We start from the raw sequence: 19482 nt of genomic DNA on the forward strand, positions 1-19482 counted from the left end.
CAACTGCCTCTCCCCCCGGCCACGGCCGCTTCGGCAGCCACGGCCTCCGCCGGATCCGCCCCACCGGTCATCCGAGTCCGCGACTTGAGGATGTCGTACGGCAGCACCCACGTCCTGCACGGCATCGATCTGGACATCCGCCGCGGCGAGATCTTCGCGCTGCTCGGCCCCAACGGCGCGGGGAAGACCACCACCGTCGAGATCCTGGAAGGCTTCCGGCGGCGCTCCGGCGGGGAGGTCACCGTACTGGGCAAGGACCCGGCGCACGGCGACGACGCCTGGCGCGGCCGGATCGGCCTGGTCCTCCAGTCCTGGCGCGACCACCGCCGCTGGCGGGTGGCCGAGCTGCTGACGCACTTCGCCCTCTATTACCCGGCCCCCCGCGACCCCGCCGGGCTGCTGGCCCTGGTCGGCCTCACGGAGCAGGCCGGACAGCAGGTCGACCGGCTGTCCGGCGGCCAGCGCCGCCGCCTGGACGTGGCACTCGCGATCATCGGCCGCCCCGAACTCCTCTTCCTCGACGAGCCGACCACCGGCTTCGACCCCGAGGCCCGGCGCGACTTCCACGACCTGGTCGAACGGCTCGCGCGCGACGAGGGCGTCACGATCCTGCTCACTACCCATGACCTGGCGGAGGCCGAGCGGCTGGCCGACCGGATAGCGGTGCTGGTCAACGGCCGGATCCGGGCCGGCGGCACCCCGGCGGAACTCGCCCGGCGGGCCGCCGCCCAGGCCGAGGTCCGCTGGACGGCGCCCGACGGCACTTCCCGCCGGGAACGTACCGAGGACCCCTCCCAGCTGGTCTGGGAGCTGCATCAGGAGACGGGCGGACCGGTCGCCGACCTGGAGGTCCGCCGCCCGACGCTGGAGGACACCTACCTGCACATGGTCCACCAGGGCGAGGGGGCCGAGGCCGGGACCGGGAGCGCGGACGGGCACGGGGGCGCGGACGGGCCTGCGGTCTCGGACGGGCCTGCGGTCCCGGACGGGCCTGCGGTCTCGGACGGGCCTGCGGTCTCGGACGGGCCTGCGGTCTCGGACGGGGAGAAGTAAGCATGAGGGGGAGCGAAGTGACTGCCGGGACAGAAGCGACAGCGGCGACGGGCAGCGGCCAGGGGGCCGATGTGGCGGGGAGGCCGGACACGGCAGGGAGGCCGGAGACGGCAGGCAGGCCGGAGACGGCAGGCAGGCCGGAGACGGCAGGCAGGCCGGAGACGGCCGCTGCGAGCACGGGGGAGACCACCTCGCGGCATCGCCGCCGCTACTGGCGGGCCGGTCTCCTGCGCGGGGGCATCGAGCTCCGCCACCTCGTCCGCAACCCCAAGGAGATGAGCGGCCATCTGGTCAATGTCGTCGTCGCGCTGCTGCTCGCCGGCTACATCAGCTCCAAGGTGCCCGGTACCCATGTCCCGCTGGCCCATCTGACGCTCGCGGGCTTCGCCGCCTACCTGCTGTTCCAGATCGGGCTGGTCAATCTCCCGCAGATCCTGGTGACCGAGCGCGAGGAGGGCGCCCTGCTGCGGCTGCGCGCCACCCCCGGCGGCATACCCGCGTACCTCGTCGCCAAGTCGCTACTGGTGGTCGCGATGGCGTTCGGGACCCTGGTCGTCCTGCTGGGAGCCGCCGCCCTGCTGGTGGACGGCCCGCTGCCGCACGGGCCCGGTGGCTGGCTGACGCTGCTGTGGGTCAGCGCGCTCGGGCTGCTCGCGGTCGTACCGCTCGGCGCGGCCCTCGGCGCCGTGCTGCCGAATCCCCGGGAGGCGCTGGCGCTGATCATGCTGCCCGTGATGGCGCTGCTGGTCACCTCGGGGGCGATGTTCCCGCTCAGCTCGCTGCCCGCGGTGGTCCAGAAGATCGCCTCCGTCTTCCCGCTGAAGTGGATGGCGCAGGGCCTGCGCTCGGCCCTCCTGCCGGACGCCGCACGCGCCGCGGAACCGGCCGGCTCCTGGGAGCTGCCGACCGTGGCCCTGATACTCACCGCCTGGGCCGTCCTCGGCTTCCTGCTGGCCGTCCCGCTCCTGCGCCGCGCCGCCCGCCGCGAGTCCGGCTCCCGCCTCACCGAACGCCACCGCAAGGCGGGGTACGGCGGCGGAACGGGCTGAGCGGGGAGCGGGCGGGGAGCCGGCTGGCCCGCGCGGTCGGGGCGGTCCGGGCGGTCCGGGGGTTGGACGGTCCGGGCGTGGGTTGGAGGTCCGGCAGGCGGTCCGCGCCGGGGGCGGACGGCCCGACGGCCCTGGGCGGAGGGGCAGACGGCCCGGGAGGGGGAGACGATCCGGACGCGGGCAGATAGTCCGGAGGGGGCAGATGATCCGGACGGGGAGCGAACAGTCCGGACGAGGGGAACAATCCGGTTGGGGGTCGGACAGTCTGGACGAGGCGAATAATCCGGTCGAGGATCGGACAGTCCGGTCGGAGGTCGGACAGTCCGCGTGGTGGGCAGGCTGCCGGGGCGCCAGGGCAGCGGGCCCCGGTTGGCGTGACACCCCCACCCGATGATGGAGTTGAGGTATGAACTTCACGGAGCGAGACCGTGCCGTAGAGGCAGCCGTAGCGCGCGGGCTGGTGGGGCCCGGCGAGCCCGTCGCCGGGCTGCTCGATATCGCCGGGATCCGCCGGTCGGCGGCCGAACTCCGCGCCGCCTTTGAGGAGTTCACCGCTCCCGGCACCCCGGTCCTGCACGCCTTCGCCGTGAAGGCCGCCTCGCTCGTCCCCGTATTGCGGCTGCTTGCGCAAGAGGGGCTCGGGTGCGAGGTGGCCAGCCCCGGCGAGCTGGCGCTGGCCCGTGCCGCCGGGGTGCCGGTCGGGCGGACCGTGCTGGACTCGCCCGCAAAGACCCTCGCCGAACTCCGTGAGGCGCTGGCCCTCGGGATCGCCGTGAACGCCGACAACCCCGAGGAACTGGCTCGCATCGACGCGCTGATGGCGTCGGCGCCGAGCAGCGCACCCATCGGTGTGCGGGTCAACCCCCAGATCGGCGGCGGCAGCATCGGGGCGATGAGCACCGCCACGGACACCTCGAAGTTCGGTGTCGGGCTGCGTGACGAGGGCGCCCGCGACTGGGTCGTACAGGCCTTCCTCGCCCGCCCGTGGCTGACCCGGCTGCATGCCCATGTCGGTTCCCAGGGCATGCCGCTGGAGCTGATGGCCGCGGGCGTACAGGCCCTGTACGACCTCGCCGAGGAGATCAACGAGAAGGCCGGGCGGCGCCAGATCGACACCCTCGACATCGGCGGCGGTCTGCCGGTGAACTTCTCCTCGGACGCCACCACTCCGACCTACCGCGAGTACGCCGCGCTGCTCCACGCGACCGTCCCCGGCCTGCTGTCCGGGCGTTACGGCATCGTCACTGAGTTCGGCCGCTCACTGCTGGCCAAGCACGGCACGGTCCTCGCCCGCGTCGAGTATGCGAAGTCGGCCGGCGGCCGGCCCATCGCGGTCACCCACGCCGGCGCCCAGGTCGCCACCCGTACGGTCTTCGTCCCCGAGGCCTGGCCCCTCCGGGTCGCGGCCTACGACGCCGAGGGGCGCCCCAAGACGGGCGCTCCGGTTGCCCAGGACATCGCGGGACCGTGCTGCTTCGCGGGTGACCTGGTCGCCGAGAACCGCCCGCTCCCCCTCCTGGAGTCCGGCGACCACGCCGCCCTCCTGGACACCGGTGCCTACTACTTCTCCACCCACTTCGCCTACAACTCCCTCCCCCGTCCCGGGGTTTACGGCTATGCGACGGACGCGGACGGCACCGTCCGCTTCGCGACCGTCCGCACCCCGCAGACCCTGGAGGACCTCACCGAGGAGAGCGGCGGCGCACACGCGAAGTCGCTGGGCGACCTCGGAAAGCAGTAGGCACGGCGGCGGTAGGCGGTAGGAAGTAGGCATGTTGGCGGCAGGCGCGTAGGCCGGAGGCACGTAGGCGACAGGCGCGTAGGCCGGAGGCACGTAGGCGACAGGTCCGTAGGCCGGAGGCACGTAGGCGACAGGTCCGTAGGCCGGAGGCACGTAGGCGACAGGTCCGTAGGCCGGAGGCACGTAGGCGGCTGGCACGTAGGCCGCAGGCGCATAGGGCGTAGGCCGCAGGCCCCCGCAGGCCCGCAGGCCCGTAAGCCGCAGGTCGCAGGTCGCAGAGACGTCACCTGCCGGGTACGCGCCGGTCAGCGGTCGGCCCGTGCTCCTCGGTCAGCCGCCGGCCCACGCTCCCTCGGTCAGCGGCCGGCCCGTGCTCCCTCGGTCAGCGGCCGGCCCGTGCTCCGCCGGTCCGCGGCCTGCCGGCGCGCGCTCCCCCGCCCCGTGCCCCGCCGGGCCGCGCGTCCCCGGCCGCTGTCCCGGTCAGGAGGTACCCACGCACCTCCTTGGCGGCCGCGCCGCCCCGCCCGGCCGCCTCCGTACGCACCCACAGCAGGGCCTCGTGCTCCCGCTCCCAGCGCCCCAGCCACAGCGCCTTGCCCCACAGCCCGAGCGCGGACCCGGCCATCAGCAGCCCGCCGGCCGTCGGCAGCACGAACGACGAGCCGACCGCCGCCAGGAAGGCGAGGAGCAGCCACCAGCGGTGCGCCCGCCGCCAGATCCGGAGGGTGACCAAACGATCCTGCAAGATGACGGCCTTTCCGGCACGCGTCGCGTCGCGTGCCAGCGCCGCGTACCGTCCGCGCCGTGCCACGCACCCCACGCACGCGGCGATCACGAACAGCGCCGCCCCTGCCGACAGCCCGGTCGTCCGCCCGGTCAGCCCCGGCACCAGCACCCCGATCCCCGCGGCCAGCAGACCCGGCCACCAGAGCAGTACCGCCGGTGCCCGCACCACCACTGCCACCCGCGCCAGCGCATACACCCCGTGCCCCACGACAGACCTCCTCGCCCTGCGACCGCTCCGTCCCACCTGTCCGGCACACCTGTACCGGCGGCGGATCGTAGTCAGCCCGGATGAGGATTCCCTGAGACGGCGGGCGGGAGTTCAGCCGAGGCCGTGACGGCCGCGAGGGCCGTGAGGGCCGTGAGAGCCGTGAGAGCCGTGAGGAGGGAACGGCGGACACGCCTGGTTGTGCGGCGGCCATCCGGACGGACGGATAGCCTCCGGGCCGTCCCGGGGGAGCAGCGGACGTGCTGGGGATGTGCGGCGGTCACGCTGACGGGCCGCCTCCGGCCGTGCCGGGGAGCGGCGGAACCGCCGGGACGTGCGGCGGCCACCCGGACGGATCACCTCCCGCCCATCCCGGGGCAGCGGACACACCGGAACGTGCAGCGCCCCCGGACGGACGGATCACCTCCAGCCCCTCCGCTCGCGCCACGGCGCCTCCCCCGCCACGGCACCACCCTGCCCACCGCCCTGCCCCCGCCGTGTCGCTCCCCGCGGCTCACTCCACGAACAACCCCCGCGCCGCCGCGCCCGCGTCGAACTCCTCCAGGCGGGCCTGGGCGTCCGGGAGGGCGTCGCACATCGCTTCCAGCAGGACGCGGCCCAGGAGCATGGGTGCGCAGGCCGTGTCGAAGGCCAGGCCGGTGCCGACGGGGGCCGGGAGGAGCAGGTCGGTGTGGTGGGCGACGGGGGCGAAGGCGCTGTCGGCGACGGTGACGACGGTCAGTCCGGCCGTGCGGGCGTAGTCGAGGGCGTCGACGACCTCACGGGGGTGACGGGGCAGGGCGAAGCAGAGCAGGGCGCTCGCGCCGGCCCGGACGGCGGCGTCGATGCGGTCGGCGAGCATGGTGCCGCCCTCGTCCAGGAGGCGGACGTCGGGGTGGACCTTGCGGGCGAAGTAGCTGAAGCCGGCGGCCTGGGCGGTGGCAGCGCGCAGGCCGAGGACAGGGAGCGGCCGGGAGGCGGCGAGGAGGCGGCCCGCCTCGCTCACCGGCGCGGGGTCGGCGAGGGCGGCGGCGAGCCGGCGGAGGTTGTCGATCTCCGCCTGGACGGCCTGCTGGTACTCGTTGTAGGAGCCGGTGTCGCCGGGCTTGTCGGTGGGTGCGACCTCGCGCAGATGGCGGCGCAGCGCCGGGTAGCCGTCGAAGCCGAGGGCGACGGCGAAGCGGGTGACGGACGGCTGGCTGACGCCGGCCAGTTCGGCGAGTTCGACGCTGGAGAGGAAGGGGGCGTCGGCGGCCCGGCGCACCATGCAGTGGGCGATCCGGCGCTGGGTGGGTGTCAGCCGGTGGCCCTCGAAGAGCTTCTGGAGGCGGGCGGCGGTGCCGGTCTCCCCGGCGGTGGCGCCGGTCTCCGCAGCGGAGGTGCCGGTCCCCGCGACGGTGTCCCGACGGGCGGCGGCGGCAGCCTCCTGGCCGGCCGGCACGCCCCGGGCCCCGCCGACCCGACCCCGGACATCGTCCCCTGTCGGGACACCATCACCCGTCGGGGCACCATCGCCCGTCGGGACGCCGCCCGTCACACCGCCGTCGTGCCCGCCGTCGCCCTCGCGCGCGCCATCCTCGTGCCCGCCGTCCTCGCCACGCCCGCCACCGATGTCCCTCGGCTCGTCGCCGGCCGCGCCGCCGACGCCGTTGCCGTTGTCCCCGTCCCCGCTCATCGCCTCTTCTTCCCGGCCCGGTCGGGGGCCTTGTCCTGTGTCGACCGACTGTACGGAATTCCTGGCCCGGTCCGGCCCGGGATACGCGCCACGTTCCAGCCGTACGCGATCACCCCCGGCCCCTGTCCCCCGCGACCACGCGGGAACGCCGCGCTGCCCGGAGCCCGAGCCGGAGGCGCAGCATCGCCCCGCCGCCCGGAACCACACGACATCGCCCCGCTGCCCAGAGCCGGAGCCGGAGCCGCACAGCATCGCCCCGCCGCCCGCAGCCGCAGCCGGAGCCAGAGCCGGAACCGCACGACATCGCCCCCCCCGCCCGGAGCCACAGCCGGACCGGAGCCGGAGCCGGAGCCGCACAGCATCGCTCCGCCGCCCGGAACCGGAACCGCAGCCGCACGACATCGCCCCGCCCCCCGGAACCTCCCGGCGTCGCCCGGCCGCCCGGAGCCGGAGCCGCACGACATCACCCCACCGCCCAGAGCCACAGCCGGAACCACACGGATCCCCCCGCCCCCGAACCCCCGCCCCTCACAACTCCGCCAGCCCGTCCAGCAGGCCCGAGGCCACCGCCACGTCGTCGGTCAGGGGGCGGTCCTCCATTCGCGGGTCGAGGGCGTCGGCGGCGAGGGCGTAAGCGGTGGCGAGGGGGAGGCCGGGGTCGGGTTCCAGGGAGCGCATCCGCAACGCCCGTACGGCGGCGACCAGTTCGCAGGCGAGGATCTGGCGGTAGTACGTGCAGGACCGCAGGGTCTGGCGGGCGCCGAGGGAGGCGAAGCTGGCCTGTTCCTCGACCCCGCGGGAGAGCACGGCGTGGCCGAGCGAGGCCGGGTGGGAGACGGCGCGCATCTCGCCGAGCGCCGCACCGGCCGCGTATTCGAGGATCATCACGCCGGAGCTGGCGGGCGCCGCGTCGCCGAGGAAGGGCCGCAGCCGGGTGAAGTCGGGCTCGGAGAGCGCGGCGAGCCGGGCGGTGGACAGCCGGGCGGTCTGGAGCACGGCCAGCCGGAAGGCGTCCAGGGCGAGCACGGCATGCGCGGCGTAGAAGTTGCCGTGGTGGTAGGCGGCCTGGTCCTCGATGCTGATCAGGGGGTTCTCGGCGGCGGCGTTCACCTCGACCGTGAGCACCTCGTCCAGGGTGTCGGCGGCGTCCAGTGCCGGGCCGTGGATCTGCGGGATGCAGCGGAAGCCGTACGGGTCCTGGATACGGCCGAGGGGCGGGGAGGGTCGGGGCGGGACGCCGGAGAGGGTGCGCAGCCGGGTGGCGGCGGCCGCGGAGCCGGGGTGCGGGCGGGCGAGCATCACCGGCTCGGCGAAGGGCTCGTAGGAACCGCCGACCGCGAGGAGGGAGAGCGCGGCGATGGGGAGGGAGGCGGCCAGGAGCCGGCGCAGTTCGTCGAGAGCGAGCGCGGACTGGCCGAGGGTGAGGGCGTTGCTGCTGATCAGGGCGAGGGCGTCGTTGTTGTCGAGGGCGATGGGGGCAGGCGCCCAGCCGTCTGCCGCGCAGTGCCAGGGGTGTTCGCCGGCCAGCGCGAGGCCGGTCTGAGCGAGGGCGGCCAGGTCGCCGGTGCCGACGGCGCCGTGTTCGTTGACGACGGGGTGGGCGCCGGCGTCCAGCGCGTCGAGGAGGGAGGTGATGACGGCGGGGTTGAGGCCGGCGCCGCCCGCCAGCAGCTGGTTGGCGCGTACGGCGAGCATGGCGCGGACCTCGCGGGCGGGCAGCGGGTCGCCGATCGCGCCGGCGTGGCTGCGCAGCAGTCGCAGTCCGTGGTCGGCGTCGGCGGCCCCGACGTCCTCCGTACGGTTGGCGCCGACGCCGGTGCTGCGCCCGTAGACCCGGCCGGTGGCGGCGAGGCGGCGGGCGGTCTCCCAGGATTCCTCGGCGCGGGCGAAGGCCTTGGGGTCGGGGGCCGTGGGGTGGGCGGTGCGCTCCGCGAGGGCGGCGATGCCGTCGGTGTGCAGACCGGTGCCGTCGAGTGTGATGCGCCGGCCGGTGCGGGGACCGTTGTCCAGCATGTGAGAAACCAAGGGGCTCAACTCCCTCTTATAACGCGCTTTGTGGATGGAAGTCCGACACCTCGTTCCGTACGGTGAGCCGAAGTAACAGGCGATGTAACGGACGATTTACTTCTGCCTATTGACTTCTATTCACGTGCCTAAGACTCTGCATGACACTATGCAGGCCGGGCAAGGGGCAGCGGATGATCAAGTTCGACGCAGTCAGCAAGCGGTACCCGAATGGCACCACCGCCGTGGACGAGCTGTCCCTTGACCTCCCTGAGGGCGGTGTCACCGTCCTCGTCGGCTCGTCGGGCTGCGGCAAGACCACCACCCTGCGGATGGTCAACCGGATGGTCGAGCCGACGTCCGGCACGATCAGCGTCGGCGGCCGCGACATCCTGGAGGCGGACGCCGCGGAGCTGCGCCGCGGTATCGGTTATGTGATCCAGCAGTCCGGCCTCTTCCCTCACCGTACGATCCTGGACAACATCGCGACGGTCCCGCTGCTCCTGGGCTGGGGCAGGCGCAAGGCCCGCGCCCGCGCCGCCGAGCTGCTGGAGCTGGTCGGCCTGCCCGCCGACTCGGGCAAGCGCTATCCGCACCAGCTCTCCGGCGGCCAGCAGCAGCGCGTCGGCGTCGCCCGCGCACTCGCCGCCGACCCGCCCGTCCTGCTGATGGACGAGCCCTTCGGCGCCGTCGACCCCGTCGTCCGCGCCCAGCTCCAGAACGAGCTGCTGCGGCTCCAGGAGGAGCTGCGCAAGACCGTCGTCTTCGTGACCCACGACATCGACGAGGCGGTCCGGCTGGGCGACCGGATCGCGGTCTTCCGCACCGGCGGCCGCCTCGTCCAGTGCGCCGAGCCCGCCGAGCTGCTGGCCCGCCCCGCCGATGACTTCGTCGCCGACTTCCTGGGCGCCGAGCGCGGGCTCAAGCTGCTCTCGCTCACCACCCTCGCGGACGTTCCGTACGCGCCCGGCCAGGCGATACGCGCGGACGAGCCGGTCGGCAAGATATCCCGCAGCGGCGGCCGCTGGCGCCTGGTTACCTCCCCGCGCGGGGAGCCGCTGGGGTGGCTGGACACCGACGCGCTGCCCGCCGGCGGGACGGCCGGCGAGGCTCCCCTGGAGGCCGTACGGCCGCTGCGCGACACCGATTCGCTGCTCTCGGCGCTCAACGAGGCGGTCTCCTCCCCCGCCGCCGCCATCGCCCGGGTCACCGCGGACGGGCAGCTGGCGGGCCTCACCTCCCGGGACGCCATCCACGACCGGGCGGGCCGCAGCCACGCGGAGGCGGGCCGGGCGGCGGCCGCCGGGCCCACCGCCCCCGGGACGCCCGCTTCCGAGGTCGCCGACGGGGACGCGAACGGGGACGCCGCCGGAGACCCCGCGCCCCGCAAGACCGCCTCCGCGACGGAGCGCCCCGCATGACCATCGAATGGGGCTGGTTCCCCGACCACGCCGATCAGATGGCCCGGCTGACCGCGGACCACCTCGCCACCGCCGTGCCCGCCGTCCTCCTCGGGCTGCTGATCGCGCTGCCGCTGGCGGTCCTCGCCCACCGGGTACGGCCGCTGCGCGGCTTCATCCTCGGCGCGTCCAACATCCTCTACACCATCCCCTCCCTCGCCTTCTTCGTCCTCCTCCTGCCGGTCACCGGCCTCACCCGCACCACCGCGATCGTCGGCCTGACCGCGTACACGCTGGTCGTGCTGGTACGGAACACCGTCGAGGGCCTGGACGCGGTCCCGGCCAAGGCCCGCGAGGCGTCGAAGGCGATGGGGACCAAGCCGCTGCGCACCCTGCTCACCGTCGAGCTGCCGCTCGCCCTCCCGGTGATCATGGCGGGCATACGGGTCGCCACCGTCATGTCCATCTCCCTGGTCAGCGTGGCGAGTTACATCGGATACGGCGGCCTCGGCCAGCTCTTCACCGACGGCTTCCAGCGCAACTTCCCCACCCCGGTCATCGCCGGTGTGGTCCTGACCCTGCTGCTCGCCCTGGTCGCCGACGCGCTGCTGGTGACCGTCCAGTGGCTGTGCACCCCCTGGCGGCGCGGCACCCCCCGGCAGCGCACCTCTCTGTGGCGGAAGGCAGCGTGACGCGCCGATGCTCGAACTCCTGAAGAACCTCCTCTCCTGGCTGACCAGCCCGGCCCAGTGGTCCGGCCCCGAGGGCATCGCCGCCCGCGTCCTGGAGCACCTGGAGTACTCGGTGCTCGCCACCCTCGCCGCGGCCGTGATCGCGCTGCCCATCGGCCTGCTCATCGGACACACCGGCCGCGGCGCCTTCCTCGCCGTCAACCTCTCCTCCTTCGGCCGGGCGCTGCCCACCGTCGGCCTGGTGACCCTGGTGTTCCTCGCGGGCGGGCTGAGCGTGTGGCCGGTGTATGTGTCGCTGGTCGCGCTCGCGGTGCCCGTGATCATCACCAATACGTATGCGGGGATGGCCGCCGTCGACCCCGAGGTCAAGGACGCCGCCAAGGGCGTGGGCCTGCGCGGCCGCCAGGTCCTCTGGCAGGTCGAACTCCCGCTCGCGCTCCCGCTGATCATGACCGGCGTACGGCTGGCGACCGTGCAGGTCGTCGCCACCGCCACCATCGCCGCCTATGTCAGCTTCGGCGGGCTGGGCCGCTACGTCTTCGACGGGCTGGCGCAGCGCGACCTGGTGCAGGTCCTCGGCGGTGCGGCCCTGGTCGCCGTGCTCGCCGTCGCCGCCGACCTGGCCCTGGGCGGCCTCACCCGGCTGCTGTTCCGCGGCCGCCCGGCCGCCGCCCGCTGAGCATCTGCCGCCCCCGCCTCTCCGTACGTCCCGAGGAGTCCCGCCCATGAACCGTCGTACCGCCTTGACCACTCTCCTCGCCGGCGCCTCGGCCCCGCTGCTGGCCGCCTGTTCCTCCGGCATCACCTCCCTCAAGGGGGACGGCGCCGGCGGCGACAGCGGCAGCAGCGGCGGCGGACTGGTCATCGGCACCGCCAACTTCACCGAGAACCAGATCCTCGGCTACCTCTACGCGGGCGTGCTCAACGCCGCCGGGGTCAAGACCACCGTCAAGCCCAACCTCGGCTCCCGCGAGATCGTGGTCCCCGCGCTGCGCTCCGGCGATATCGATCTGCTCCCCGAATACCAGGGCAGCCTGCTGCTCTACCTCGACAAGAAGGCCACCGAGACCGAGGCGGGCGCGATGCAGAACGCGCTGGCCACGGTCCTCCCCGACGGCCTCGAAGTCCTCCCGTACGCGGCCGCCGAGGACCGCGACAGCTTCGCCGTGACCCGCGCGACCGCCGACCGCTACGGCCTCAAGACGCTCTCCGATCTGCGCAAGGCCAACGGAAAGCTGGTGTTCGGCGCGGCCGCGGAGATGAAGAAGCGGGTCGTCGGGGTCGTCGGCCTCAAGGACGAGTACGGCGTGGAATTCAAGGAGTTCAAGGCGCTGGACTCGTCCGGGCCGCTGGTCAAGGGCGCGCTGAAGAAGGGCGACATCGATATCGCCAATGTCTTCACCACCGACGTCGACACCGCGGAGAACGGCTGGATCCTGCTGGCGGACCCCAAGCACCTCATCCCCGCCCAGCACATCGTCCCGCTGGTCGCCTCCCGCAAGGCCGACTCCAAGGTCCGCAAGGCCCTCGCCCGTCTGGGCAACACCCTCACCACCTCCCACCTCACCGAGCTCAACCGCCTCGTCGACAAGAAGAAGCAGGACCCGGACCGGGTGGCCGACGCCTGGCTGAAGAAGCACAAGCTGGGCTGAGAGGGGGCAGAAGCCCGGCCTGCGGCTGGGTGGGAGCTCGGGCTGCGGCTGGGCGGAAGCTCGTGCTGCGGCGGGACGGGAGCCCGGCTGTGGCGGGGCGGGCGGCCGGATCACCGGCCTCGCCGTCGGACGGCCGGGCCGCCGCCGCGCGATGAGTTTCCCTGCCCGGCGGGGTCTCTTCTCCTGTGCTGCCCATACTGCCCACGCCGCCCCGGGCCGTCATCTGCCGCCTCGGCCCGTCGCTCGCCCGCGCCGACATCCCCGCGCTGTGCGACCGCCTCCGCCTGCTGCTGGGCGCCCGGCCGCGGACGACGGTGCTGTGCGACGTACGGGCCCTCGACGCCCCCGACCTCACCACCGTCGAGGCCCTGCTCCGCCTCCAGCTCACCGCCCGGCGGCTGGGGCACGGCATCCGGCTGTGTCACGTACCGGAGAGGCTGGCCCTGCTGCTCACGGTGACGGGGCTGGCCGAGATCCTGCCGGCCGTCCCTCCCCCGGGGGCGCCACCGCCCCCTCCGTGACCGCACCCGCCGTATCCGAATCCTCCGTGACCGCACGCTCCGTGACCGGGCCGCCGTAGCGGAGCGGCAGTCCGAACAGCGGGAACAGCCGCTCGGTGTCCAGGAACGACTGGAGCGCGGTGATCCGGCCGTCCGCCGTCTCGATGACCTGGATCGCCCAGGGCTCACCGTCGGCACGGTACTGCCCGAACGCCGGCCGGCCGTTCGCCGTGACCGGCACCAGATGCGATCCCTCGCAGCCGCCGCCCGGCCCCAGCAGCCACTTCAGGATGTCGTCGCGGCCGCGCAGCCACAGCTCGTACGGCGGCATGGACAGCGTGGAGTCCTCGTGCAGCAACGCCGTGAGCGCGTCCATGTCGAACCGTTCGAAGGCGTCGACATAGCGCTGGAGCAGCGCCTGCTGTGCGTCGTCCAGGGGCCGCGGCGGTTCGTCGTCGGTGTCACCGGACGCGGCGAGGGTGGCGCGGGCCCGCTGGAGCGCGCTGTTGACCGAGGCGACCGAACTGCCCAGCAGCTCGGCGACCTCGCTCGCCGACCAGCTGAGCACCTCCCGCAGGATCAGCACCGCCCGCTGGCGGGGCGCCAGCCGCTGGAGCGCGGCGATGAACGCGAGCCGGATCGACTCCCGGGCGACGGCGGTGTCCGCCGGGTCCCCCGCGGACGCCAGCACGCGCTCGTCCGGTACGGGCCCGATCCAGGTCGCCTCGGGCAGTCCGGTGCCGACCGGGGTGTCCACGCTCGACGGGGAGGCGAGATCCATCGGCCGGGCCCGGCGCCGGCTGCCCTTGAGCAGATCCAGGCAGACATTCGTGGCGATCCGGTACAGCCAGGAACGCAGGGACGCCCGCCCCTCGAACCGGTCGTAGCTCCGCCAGGCCCGCACCATCGTCTCCTGCACGGCGTCTTCGGCCTCGAAGGCCGAGCCCAGCATGCGGTAGCAGTAGCCGGTCAGCTCGGTACGGTGGGCCTCCAGCCGGTCCGCCAGTTCACCCTGCGGCGCGCCCCGCCCGGCACCGTCCGCCGCGGTGGTCCCGCCCACCGCCGCGACTTCGCCCGTCGAGACCTGTTCCGTCGAGGACCGTTTCATCGAGGACCCGCCCATCCGCCCGTCGGCCGACCACCGTCACACGCGCCCGACGCTACCGGAGCATCCGGCACCCAGTCTGCTCCTCGGCGCGGGGCTTTGCAGCCGGGGGCCGGGGCCGGGAAACGGCACACCGACGCACGACGCACGACGCACAGCACACAGCACACGGCACACGGCACACGGCACACGGACGGGCCGGGGCTCCGCCGCCCCGGCCCGTCCCGCGTCTCTCAGGTCATCTGCGCAGCTGCACGCCGCGCAGCACTCCTCCGACGGCCGCCCCTGCCAGGACACTCACCAGGAGCCGGGCGGGTTCCGTCAAACCGGAGAACACGGTATGCGTGAGCGCAAAGACGACCACGACCGCGAGAATTCCGGCGATCAATGCCTTTGTCATTTCCTGCCCATCATTTCCTGCCCCGCACTGCTTCCTCGGCATCGCTTTCCCTCATCGCCCGGCCACCGTCAGCAATCGGAGAGCGAGAGCACCGCACCGGAGACCAGGCCTCCGAAAGCCCCGGCCGTGGCCCCCGGGGCGCACCCGGTCTCGGCGCCGGCGATACATCCGCCTATCCCGCCGGACACCACATAGTCCCGGATCTTGTCGTTGGCGCACTTCGAGTAACTCTCGGCCGCCATGCCCCGCGTGGAGACACCGAGCTGCCGGAAACTACGGGTCGCCCGCACGGTGACCGTGGCGCCCTTGGCGCGGTAGCTGACGTGCGCCGTCTTGCCGTTCTTGAGTTTGATTGCGGTGCCCAGCCGGCCCACCGTCCGATGGCCGGGCCCGACCAGCGCCAGCTTCTTGCCGGCGACGGTGAAGTGGTAGCCCGTGGGCATGGACAGCGTGGCCTTCAGGGTTTTGCCGTCCGGCGAGTGGAGCGACTTCAGCTTGAAGCCTTTCGCGGCACTCACCGGCTTCGCGGAATGCAGCGCACTGTCCGCGGAGGCGGGTCCTGCCACCCCCGCAAAAGCCAGCGCGGTCAACGCGGTCGTGGCGGTCTTCCGGAACTTCATCATTCCCCGTTCCCCGTGTGGATCAAGTTCATGATCAGCCTACGAGGCACGTCGTAAATGCAAGATCCATGGCGGGCAATTTCCCGGCAAACGGGGCCGTGCACCGGGAAGTTGAACGGACGGATGAACGGGCAGATGAACTGACGGCCCGCCACCAGCGCGGCGCACACCGGCCATCGGGGTCGATGACGCCACTCCCGCAATGCCGTTCTCACGACGTCACTCGCGCCGCGGCGGTCCCACCACATCACTCCCGCGGCACCGTTCCCGCCGCATCACTCCCGCGGCGCCACCGCCGACCCGCGCTCCGAGAGGCGCGGGGCGCACAGGATGCGTTTGCGGCGGACCCGGCGGCCCTCGATGGCGGCGACGGCGAGGCGGGCGGCTTCCTTGGCGATGGCCGCCAGGCCCCAGTCGACGGAGGTCAGGGGCGGGGTGAGGACCCGGGAGACGGGGTGGTCGTCGAAGCCGACGACGGAGAGGTCGCGGCCGACGGTGAGGGAGGCCTCGGCGGCTGCCGCGTAGACGCCGTAGGCGATGGAGTCGGAGAAGCAGAAGACGGCGGTGGGCGGGGCGAGCCCGGCCGGACGGCGGCCGTCCGGGCTGTTGGCCAGGACCCGGCGGGCCATCGCGGTCGCCGCGTCCAACTCCTGTGGACAGGGCAGGACTTCGGCCTCGATACCGAGCCGGTCGGCGGCCTCGCGCACATAGACGTCGGCGGGGCGGTCGGGGGTGGAGGGGCCGGTGGGGGTCAGCACGGTGACCCGGCGGTGGCCCAGCCCGCGGAGGTAGTCCAGGACGGCGTCGATGCCGGCCCGGTTGTCGAAGAGCACCTCGCCCGCCGTACGGGCCCGGCTCAGGGCGTCGCCGATGGAGACCACCGGCACGGCATCGGCGATCTTCGACCAGCCCTCGGCGGACGGGTCGACGGGTGAGACCAGGAGGCCGTCCACCCGCTGGTCGCGCAGTTGCTTGGCGAGGGTCAGCTCGCGTTCGGGGTCGCCGCCCGCGTCGAGAATCAGCGCATAGCGGTCGCCGGCCAGCAGCTCGCGCCCTATCGCCGCCATCAGCTGCTGCTGCCACAGGTCCTGGAGATCACCGGCGAGCACCCCGACCGTGCTCGTACGGCCGCTGGCGAGGGCGCGGGCGATCGGGTCGGCCTCGTAGCCGAGGTCGGCGGCGGCCTTGCGCACCCGCTCCTCGGTTTCCTTGGAGACGTGCTTGCCGCGCAACGCGTAGGAGACGGCTGCGGTGGAGAGGCCGGTGGCCTCGGCCACCTCGCGGAGGGTGGTGCGCTTATTGGGCCTGGCCATGCCGGAAGCCTACCCAAGGAGGGGGCGGCGCCCGGCCATGATGCGCAGCTCCCGAGGCGGCTCTTCCGGTGGGGGCAAGGGCCCGGCAGCTCCGGCACGGCCTTGACAGTGCCTGCTGTTAACCGCTTCACTTAAACGCATCAGTTAAGCGGTTAAGTGAAGCGGTTCAAGGCGCCGGACCATGCGGTCCGTGTGCCGTCCGTGCGACCGCCCCGCGCCCCGAGGGAGGCCCGTGCCCACCGACGTCCACCAGCACATCTGGCCGCCCGAGTTCGTCGCGCTGCTGCGCTCGCGCAGTGCGCCGCCGCGGCTGGACGGCTGGACGCTGCACCTGCCGGGCGAGCCCCCGTACGCCGTCGACCCCGCCGACCACGACATCGCGGCCCGCGCCCGGCTCGCGCGCGCCGACGGCCTCGATCTGGCGCTGGTGTCGCTCTCCAGCCCGCTCGGCATCGAATATCTGCCGCCCGCCCAGGCCGCACCGCTGCTCGCCGCGTTCCACGACGGCGCACTGGACCTGCCCGCCCCCTTCGGCGTCTGGGCCTCGGTCTGCCTGTCCGCGCCCGAGCCGGACGCCGAGGCGCTGCGGCGCGAGCTGGCCCGCGGCTGTGTGGGGCTCCAGCTCCCCGCCACCGCGCTGCTCGACGCCGCCGGGTGGGCCCGCTGCGCACCGCTGCTGGACGCCGCCGCCGAGCAGGACGCGCCGCTGTTCATCCACCCCGGCCCGGCGCCGTCCGCCGACGGGGACGCGCCCCCCTGGTGGCCCGCCCTGGTCCCCTACCTCCAGCAGCTGCACGCCTCCTGGTTCGCCTTCCGCGCCTTCGGCCGGCCGCGCCACCCGGATCTGCGGGTCTGCTTCGCGGCCCTGGCCGGACTGGCGCCGCTGCACGGCGAGCGGCTGGTCGCCCGCGGCGGCGGCCGGGACCGGGGCCGGGTGGACTGCAAGGCGTTCTACGAGACGTCCTCCTACGGGACCCGTGCGGTCGACGCACTCGTCCGGGCCACCGGCATCGATGTCGTCGTCAGCGGCAGCGACCGCCCCTATGCCGCCCCCGTCATCCCCGACCTCGGCGCGCAGGCCGCCGTCCACGCCCTGCGTACCGCCAACCCGGCCCGCCTGCTGGGCCCGACGAAAGGAGCCCGCCCATGACGTACCGCACCTCCCTGGCCGACACCGCCCGCGAGGTCCCAGACGGCGAGGAGCCGTTCACCGCACTGCCCGAGCGCAACCTCGACAAGCGCGAGCTCCAGGCACTGGTCGACGAGCTCGCCACCCGCCCGGACCTCTGGCGCGAACAGGTCGCGTTCTCCGACACCGAGCGCCACTACGCCTCCCTGCACCGCGACGAGTTCGTCGATGTCTGGCTGCTGTGCTGGACCCGGCAGAACGACACCGGCTGGCACGATCACGACATCTCCTCCGGGGCGGTCCATGTCGTCCAGGGCGTCCTGACCGAGTCCAACCCCCGCATCGGCGGCGAGCACCTGGCCACCGCGGTCGGCACGGGCTCCTCCTTCTCCTTCGGCCCGGACCACATCCACCGGCTCACCGGCGCGAGTGACGACGCGGTGTCGGTGCACGCGTACTCGCCGCCGCTGTGGCGGCTGGGCCAGTACGACATCACCGGGGACGGGCTGATGCGGCGGGTCTCGGTCTCGTACGCGGATGAGCTGCGGCCGATGGACGGGACGACCGCGGCCTGAAAACGGCCGTGCGGCCCGGGACCGCGGGCCCCGGGCCCCTTCCTCACCGGGGCGCGGCCGTCCGCGGCCGGGCACCCGTGACCACGAATTCCGCCCCTTCCTATTGACCTTCCATTCATCGCCATCGATCCTGCATGAATCCATACAGGCGGCGACGCAAGGCGGACTCATGGCAGGTGTGGTCGAACGACGCTCCATCGACGTCGTCCCCGACGAGGAACGGCACGGCAGCGCGGTCAGCCAGTTCACGCTCTGGCTGGGCGCCAACCTCCAGATCACCGCCGTCATCACCGGCGCGCTGGCCGTCGTCTTCGGGGCGAACGCCTTCTGGTCGCTGATCGGGCTGCTGCTCGGCAACCTCCTGGGCGGTGCGGTGATGGCGCTGCACTCCGCCCAGGGGCCGCGGCTCGGCCTGCCGCAGATGATCACCTCACGGGCCCAGTTCGGGGTGCGCGGCGCGGTGGTCCCGCTGGCGCTGGTCATCGTGATGTACATCGGGTTCTTCGCCAGCGGCAGCGTGCTGGCCGGGCAGGCGGTCGGGGAGCTGACGCACCTCGGCGAGACCCCCGGGATCGTCCTCTTCGCCACGGTCACCGCGGTCGCCGCGGCCGTCGGCTACCGCCTGATCCACACCCTCGGCAAGATCGCCGGTCTGGTCTGCGCACTGGCCTTCGTCTACCTCGGCATCCGGCTGCTGGAGCGCACCGACCTCGGCACGCTGCTGGCCGACCACCGCTTCGGGCTGCCGGTCTTCCTGCTCGCCGTCTCGCTCTCGGCCTCCTGGCAGCTGGCGTTCGGCCCGTACGTCGCCGACTACTCGCGCTACCTCCCGCGGCACACCTCGGCGCGCGCCACGTTCTGGTGGACGCTGTCCGGTTCGGTGCTCGGCTCGCAGTGGTCGATGACGTTCGGCGCACTGGCGGCCGCCGCGGCGCCCGCCGCGTTCGTGGGGCACGAGGTCAGCTATATCGTCGGCCTCGGCGGCGCCGGACTGATCGCCTCGTTCCTCTACTTCGCGATCGCCCTCGGCAAGCTCACCATCAACATCCTCAACACCTATGGCGGGTTCATGTCGCTGGTCACCAGCGTCAGCGGGTTCCGGGGGCAGCGCACCCTCAGCCCGCGCGGCCGCTCCGCGTACATCGCCGGAATCATGCTGGCCGGCACCGCCGTCGCCCTCCTGGGCAAGGACTCCTTCCTGACGTCCTTCAAGGACTTCCTGCTCTTCCTGCTGACCTTCTTCACGCCCTGGTCCGCGATCAACCTCGTCGACTACTACCTGATCTCCAAGGAGCGCTACGACATCCCGGCGCTCAGCGACCCCGCCGGCCGCTACGGCGCCTGGAACGTGCGGGCACTGACGGTCTACGTCCTCGGGGTGCTCGCCCAGCTCCCTTTCCTGGCCACGCACTTCTTCACCGGCCCGCTGGTGGCACCGCTCGGCGGCGCCGACATCTCCTGGCTCGTCGGGCTCGCCGTGCCGGCCGTCCTGTACTGGGTGACCGCCCGCCGCGACACCGCGCGCACGGCGGAGCCGGCCGCGCCCCACGAGGACCAGGCGCCCGCCGGATTGGGGGGCTAGC

18 protein-coding genes are annotated in these 19482 nt (G+C 73.4%); 11 read left to right on the forward strand and 7 right to left on the reverse strand.

Going from position 1 to position 19482, the window contains the following annotated elements:
• Nucleotides 1-90: 90 nt before the first annotated feature.
• The 3 genes from M8I34_RS25015 to M8I34_RS25025 all read left to right on the forward strand — a co-directional run bounded on the left by M8I34_RS25015 (nt 91) and on the right by M8I34_RS25025 (nt 3843).
• Nucleotides 91-1053, forward strand: a complete 963-nt coding sequence (locus M8I34_RS25015) for an ABC transporter ATP-binding protein (protein ID WP_250052651.1) — start codon at nt 91-93, stop codon at nt 1051-1053.
• 227 nt (nt 1054-1280) lie between these two features.
• Nucleotides 1281-2102 (forward strand): ABC transporter permease, encoded by an 822-nt coding sequence (locus tag M8I34_RS25020; RefSeq protein ID WP_250052718.1) that lies wholly within the window; start codon nt 1281-1283, stop codon nt 2100-2102.
• A 406-nt stretch (nt 2103-2508) separates the two neighbouring features.
• Nucleotides 2509-3843: a diaminopimelate decarboxylase gene (locus M8I34_RS25025; RefSeq protein ID WP_250052653.1), complete on the forward strand. Its 1335-nt coding sequence runs from the start codon at nt 2509-2511 to the stop codon at nt 3841-3843.
• Between the two features lie 382 nt (nt 3844-4225).
• Here M8I34_RS25025 and M8I34_RS25030 read toward each other — a convergent pair whose 3' ends face one another.
• The 3 genes from M8I34_RS25030 to M8I34_RS25040 form a co-directional block, all read right to left on the reverse strand.
• Nucleotides 4226-4837: a hypothetical protein gene (locus M8I34_RS25030; protein ID WP_250052655.1), complete on the reverse strand. Its 612-nt coding sequence runs from the start codon at nt 4835-4837 to the stop codon at nt 4226-4228.
• 511 nt (nt 4838-5348) lie between these two features.
• Nucleotides 5349-6134: a MurR/RpiR family transcriptional regulator gene (locus M8I34_RS25035; protein WP_244419891.1), complete on the reverse strand. Its 786-nt coding sequence runs from the start codon at nt 6132-6134 to the stop codon at nt 5349-5351.
• A 903-nt stretch (nt 6135-7037) separates the two neighbouring features.
• Complete coding sequence (locus M8I34_RS25040) at nt 7038-8522, reverse strand: aromatic amino acid ammonia-lyase (RefSeq protein ID WP_250052657.1); 1485 nt, start codon at nt 8520-8522, stop codon at nt 7038-7040.
• A 185-nt stretch (nt 8523-8707) separates the two neighbouring features.
• Between M8I34_RS25040 and M8I34_RS25045 the strand changes: the two genes are divergently transcribed.
• The 5 genes from M8I34_RS25045 to M8I34_RS25065 all read left to right on the forward strand — a co-directional run bounded on the left by M8I34_RS25045 (nt 8708) and on the right by M8I34_RS25065 (nt 12778).
• Entirely contained in the window at nt 8708-9934 is a 1227-nt protein-coding gene (locus M8I34_RS25045; RefSeq protein ID WP_250052659.1) for an ABC transporter ATP-binding protein, read from the forward strand.
• Nucleotides 9931-10605, forward strand: coding sequence for an ABC transporter permease (locus M8I34_RS25050; RefSeq protein WP_250052660.1), 675 nt, complete (start codon nt 9931-9933; stop codon nt 10603-10605). Before M8I34_RS25045 ends, M8I34_RS25050 begins: the two co-directional genes overlap by 4 nt.
• A gap of 7 nt (nt 10606-10612) precedes the next feature.
• Nucleotides 10613-11284 carry an ABC transporter permease gene (locus M8I34_RS25055; protein WP_030989975.1) on the forward strand — a complete coding sequence of 224 codons (672 nt, stop codon included), beginning with the start codon at nt 10613-10615 and terminating at the stop codon, nt 11282-11284.
• Between the two features lie 46 nt (nt 11285-11330).
• Nucleotides 11331-12257 carry an ABC transporter substrate-binding protein gene (locus tag M8I34_RS25060; protein ID WP_250052662.1) on the forward strand — a complete coding sequence of 309 codons (927 nt, stop codon included), beginning with the start codon at nt 11331-11333 and terminating at the stop codon, nt 12255-12257.
• 185 nt (nt 12258-12442) lie between these two features.
• Nucleotides 12443-12778 carry an STAS domain-containing protein gene (locus M8I34_RS25065; protein WP_250052664.1) on the forward strand — a complete coding sequence of 112 codons (336 nt, stop codon included), beginning with the start codon at nt 12443-12445 and terminating at the stop codon, nt 12776-12778.
• Here M8I34_RS25065 and M8I34_RS25070 read toward each other — a convergent pair.
• The 4 genes from M8I34_RS25070 to M8I34_RS25085 form a co-directional block, all read right to left on the reverse strand.
• Nucleotides 12708-13865 (reverse strand): sigma-70 family RNA polymerase sigma factor, encoded by a 1158-nt coding sequence (locus tag M8I34_RS25070; RefSeq protein WP_250052666.1) that lies wholly within the window; start codon nt 13863-13865, stop codon nt 12708-12710. The two genes, M8I34_RS25065 and M8I34_RS25070, sit on opposite strands and share 71 nt — an antisense overlap.
• Before the next feature lie 235 nt (nt 13866-14100).
• Entirely contained in the window at nt 14101-14262 is a 162-nt protein-coding gene (locus M8I34_RS25075; RefSeq protein WP_244414455.1) for a hypothetical protein, read from the reverse strand.
• Nucleotides 14263-14330: 68 nt separating this feature from the next.
• Nucleotides 14331-14885: a hypothetical protein gene (locus M8I34_RS25080; protein WP_250052668.1), complete on the reverse strand. Its 555-nt coding sequence runs from the start codon at nt 14883-14885 to the stop codon at nt 14331-14333.
• Nucleotides 14886-15157: 272 nt separating this feature from the next.
• Nucleotides 15158-16195 (reverse strand): LacI family DNA-binding transcriptional regulator, encoded by a 1038-nt coding sequence (locus M8I34_RS25085; RefSeq protein WP_250052670.1) that lies wholly within the window; start codon nt 16193-16195, stop codon nt 15158-15160.
• A gap of 232 nt (nt 16196-16427) precedes the next feature.
• Between M8I34_RS25085 and M8I34_RS25090 the strand changes: the two genes are divergently transcribed.
• The 3 genes from M8I34_RS25090 to M8I34_RS25100 all read left to right on the forward strand — a co-directional run bounded on the left by M8I34_RS25090 (nt 16428) and on the right by M8I34_RS25100 (nt 19481).
• Nucleotides 16428-17345: an amidohydrolase family protein gene (locus M8I34_RS25090; RefSeq protein WP_250052672.1), complete on the forward strand. Its 918-nt coding sequence runs from the start codon at nt 16428-16430 to the stop codon at nt 17343-17345.
• Nucleotides 17342-17899, forward strand: a complete 558-nt coding sequence (locus M8I34_RS25095; protein ID WP_250052674.1) for a cysteine dioxygenase family protein — start codon at nt 17342-17344, stop codon at nt 17897-17899. Before M8I34_RS25090 ends, M8I34_RS25095 begins: the two co-directional genes overlap by 4 nt.
• Nucleotides 17900-18068: 169 nt before the next feature.
• On the forward strand, nt 18069-19481 hold the full coding sequence (locus M8I34_RS25100; RefSeq protein WP_250052676.1) for a cytosine permease: 1413 nt from the start codon (nt 18069-18071) through the stop codon (nt 19479-19481).
• Nucleotide 19482 lies beyond the last annotated feature (1 nt).

It is taken from the genome of Streptomyces sp. MCA2 (genome assembly GCF_023544705.1).
Classification (GTDB): Bacteria; Actinomycetota; Actinomycetes; order Streptomycetales; family Streptomycetaceae; genus Streptomyces; species Streptomyces decoyicus.

What these genes read in the sequence shown, in the direction of transcription:
- M8I34_RS25015 (WP_250052651.1), top strand. Translation starts at nt 91, where the DNA reads ATGTCGTACGGCAGCACCCACGTCCTGCACGGCATCGATCTGGACATC.
- M8I34_RS25025 (WP_250052653.1), top strand. Translation starts at nt 2,509, where the DNA reads ATGAACTTCACGGAGCGAGACCGTGCCGTAGAGGCAGCCGTAGCGCGC.
- M8I34_RS25040 (WP_250052657.1), bottom strand. Translation starts at nt 8,522, where the DNA reads ATGCTGGACAACGGTCCCCGCACCGGCCGGCGCATCACACTCGACGGC.
- M8I34_RS25045 (WP_250052659.1), top strand. Translation starts at nt 8,708, where the DNA reads ATGATCAAGTTCGACGCAGTCAGCAAGCGGTACCCGAATGGCACCACC.
- M8I34_RS25050 (WP_250052660.1), top strand. Translation starts at nt 9,931, where the DNA reads ATGACCATCGAATGGGGCTGGTTCCCCGACCACGCCGATCAGATGGCC.
- M8I34_RS25055 (WP_030989975.1), top strand. Translation starts at nt 10,613, where the DNA reads ATGCTCGAACTCCTGAAGAACCTCCTCTCCTGGCTGACCAGCCCGGCC.
- M8I34_RS25060 (WP_250052662.1), top strand. Translation starts at nt 11,331, where the DNA reads ATGAACCGTCGTACCGCCTTGACCACTCTCCTCGCCGGCGCCTCGGCC.
- M8I34_RS25070 (WP_250052666.1), bottom strand. Translation starts at nt 13,865, where the DNA reads ATGAAACGGTCCTCGACGGAACAGGTCTCGACGGGCGAAGTCGCGGCG.
- M8I34_RS25075 (WP_244414455.1), bottom strand. Translation starts at nt 14,262, where the DNA reads ATGACAAAGGCATTGATCGCCGGAATTCTCGCGGTCGTGGTCGTCTTT.
- M8I34_RS25080 (WP_250052668.1), bottom strand. Translation starts at nt 14,885, where the DNA reads ATGATGAAGTTCCGGAAGACCGCCACGACCGCGTTGACCGCGCTGGCT.
- M8I34_RS25085 (WP_250052670.1), bottom strand. Translation starts at nt 16,195, where the DNA reads ATGGCCAGGCCCAATAAGCGCACCACCCTCCGCGAGGTGGCCGAGGCC.
- M8I34_RS25095 (WP_250052674.1), top strand. Translation starts at nt 17,342, where the DNA reads ATGACGTACCGCACCTCCCTGGCCGACACCGCCCGCGAGGTCCCAGAC.
- M8I34_RS25100 (WP_250052676.1), top strand. Translation starts at nt 18,069, where the DNA reads ATGGCAGGTGTGGTCGAACGACGCTCCATCGACGTCGTCCCCGACGAG.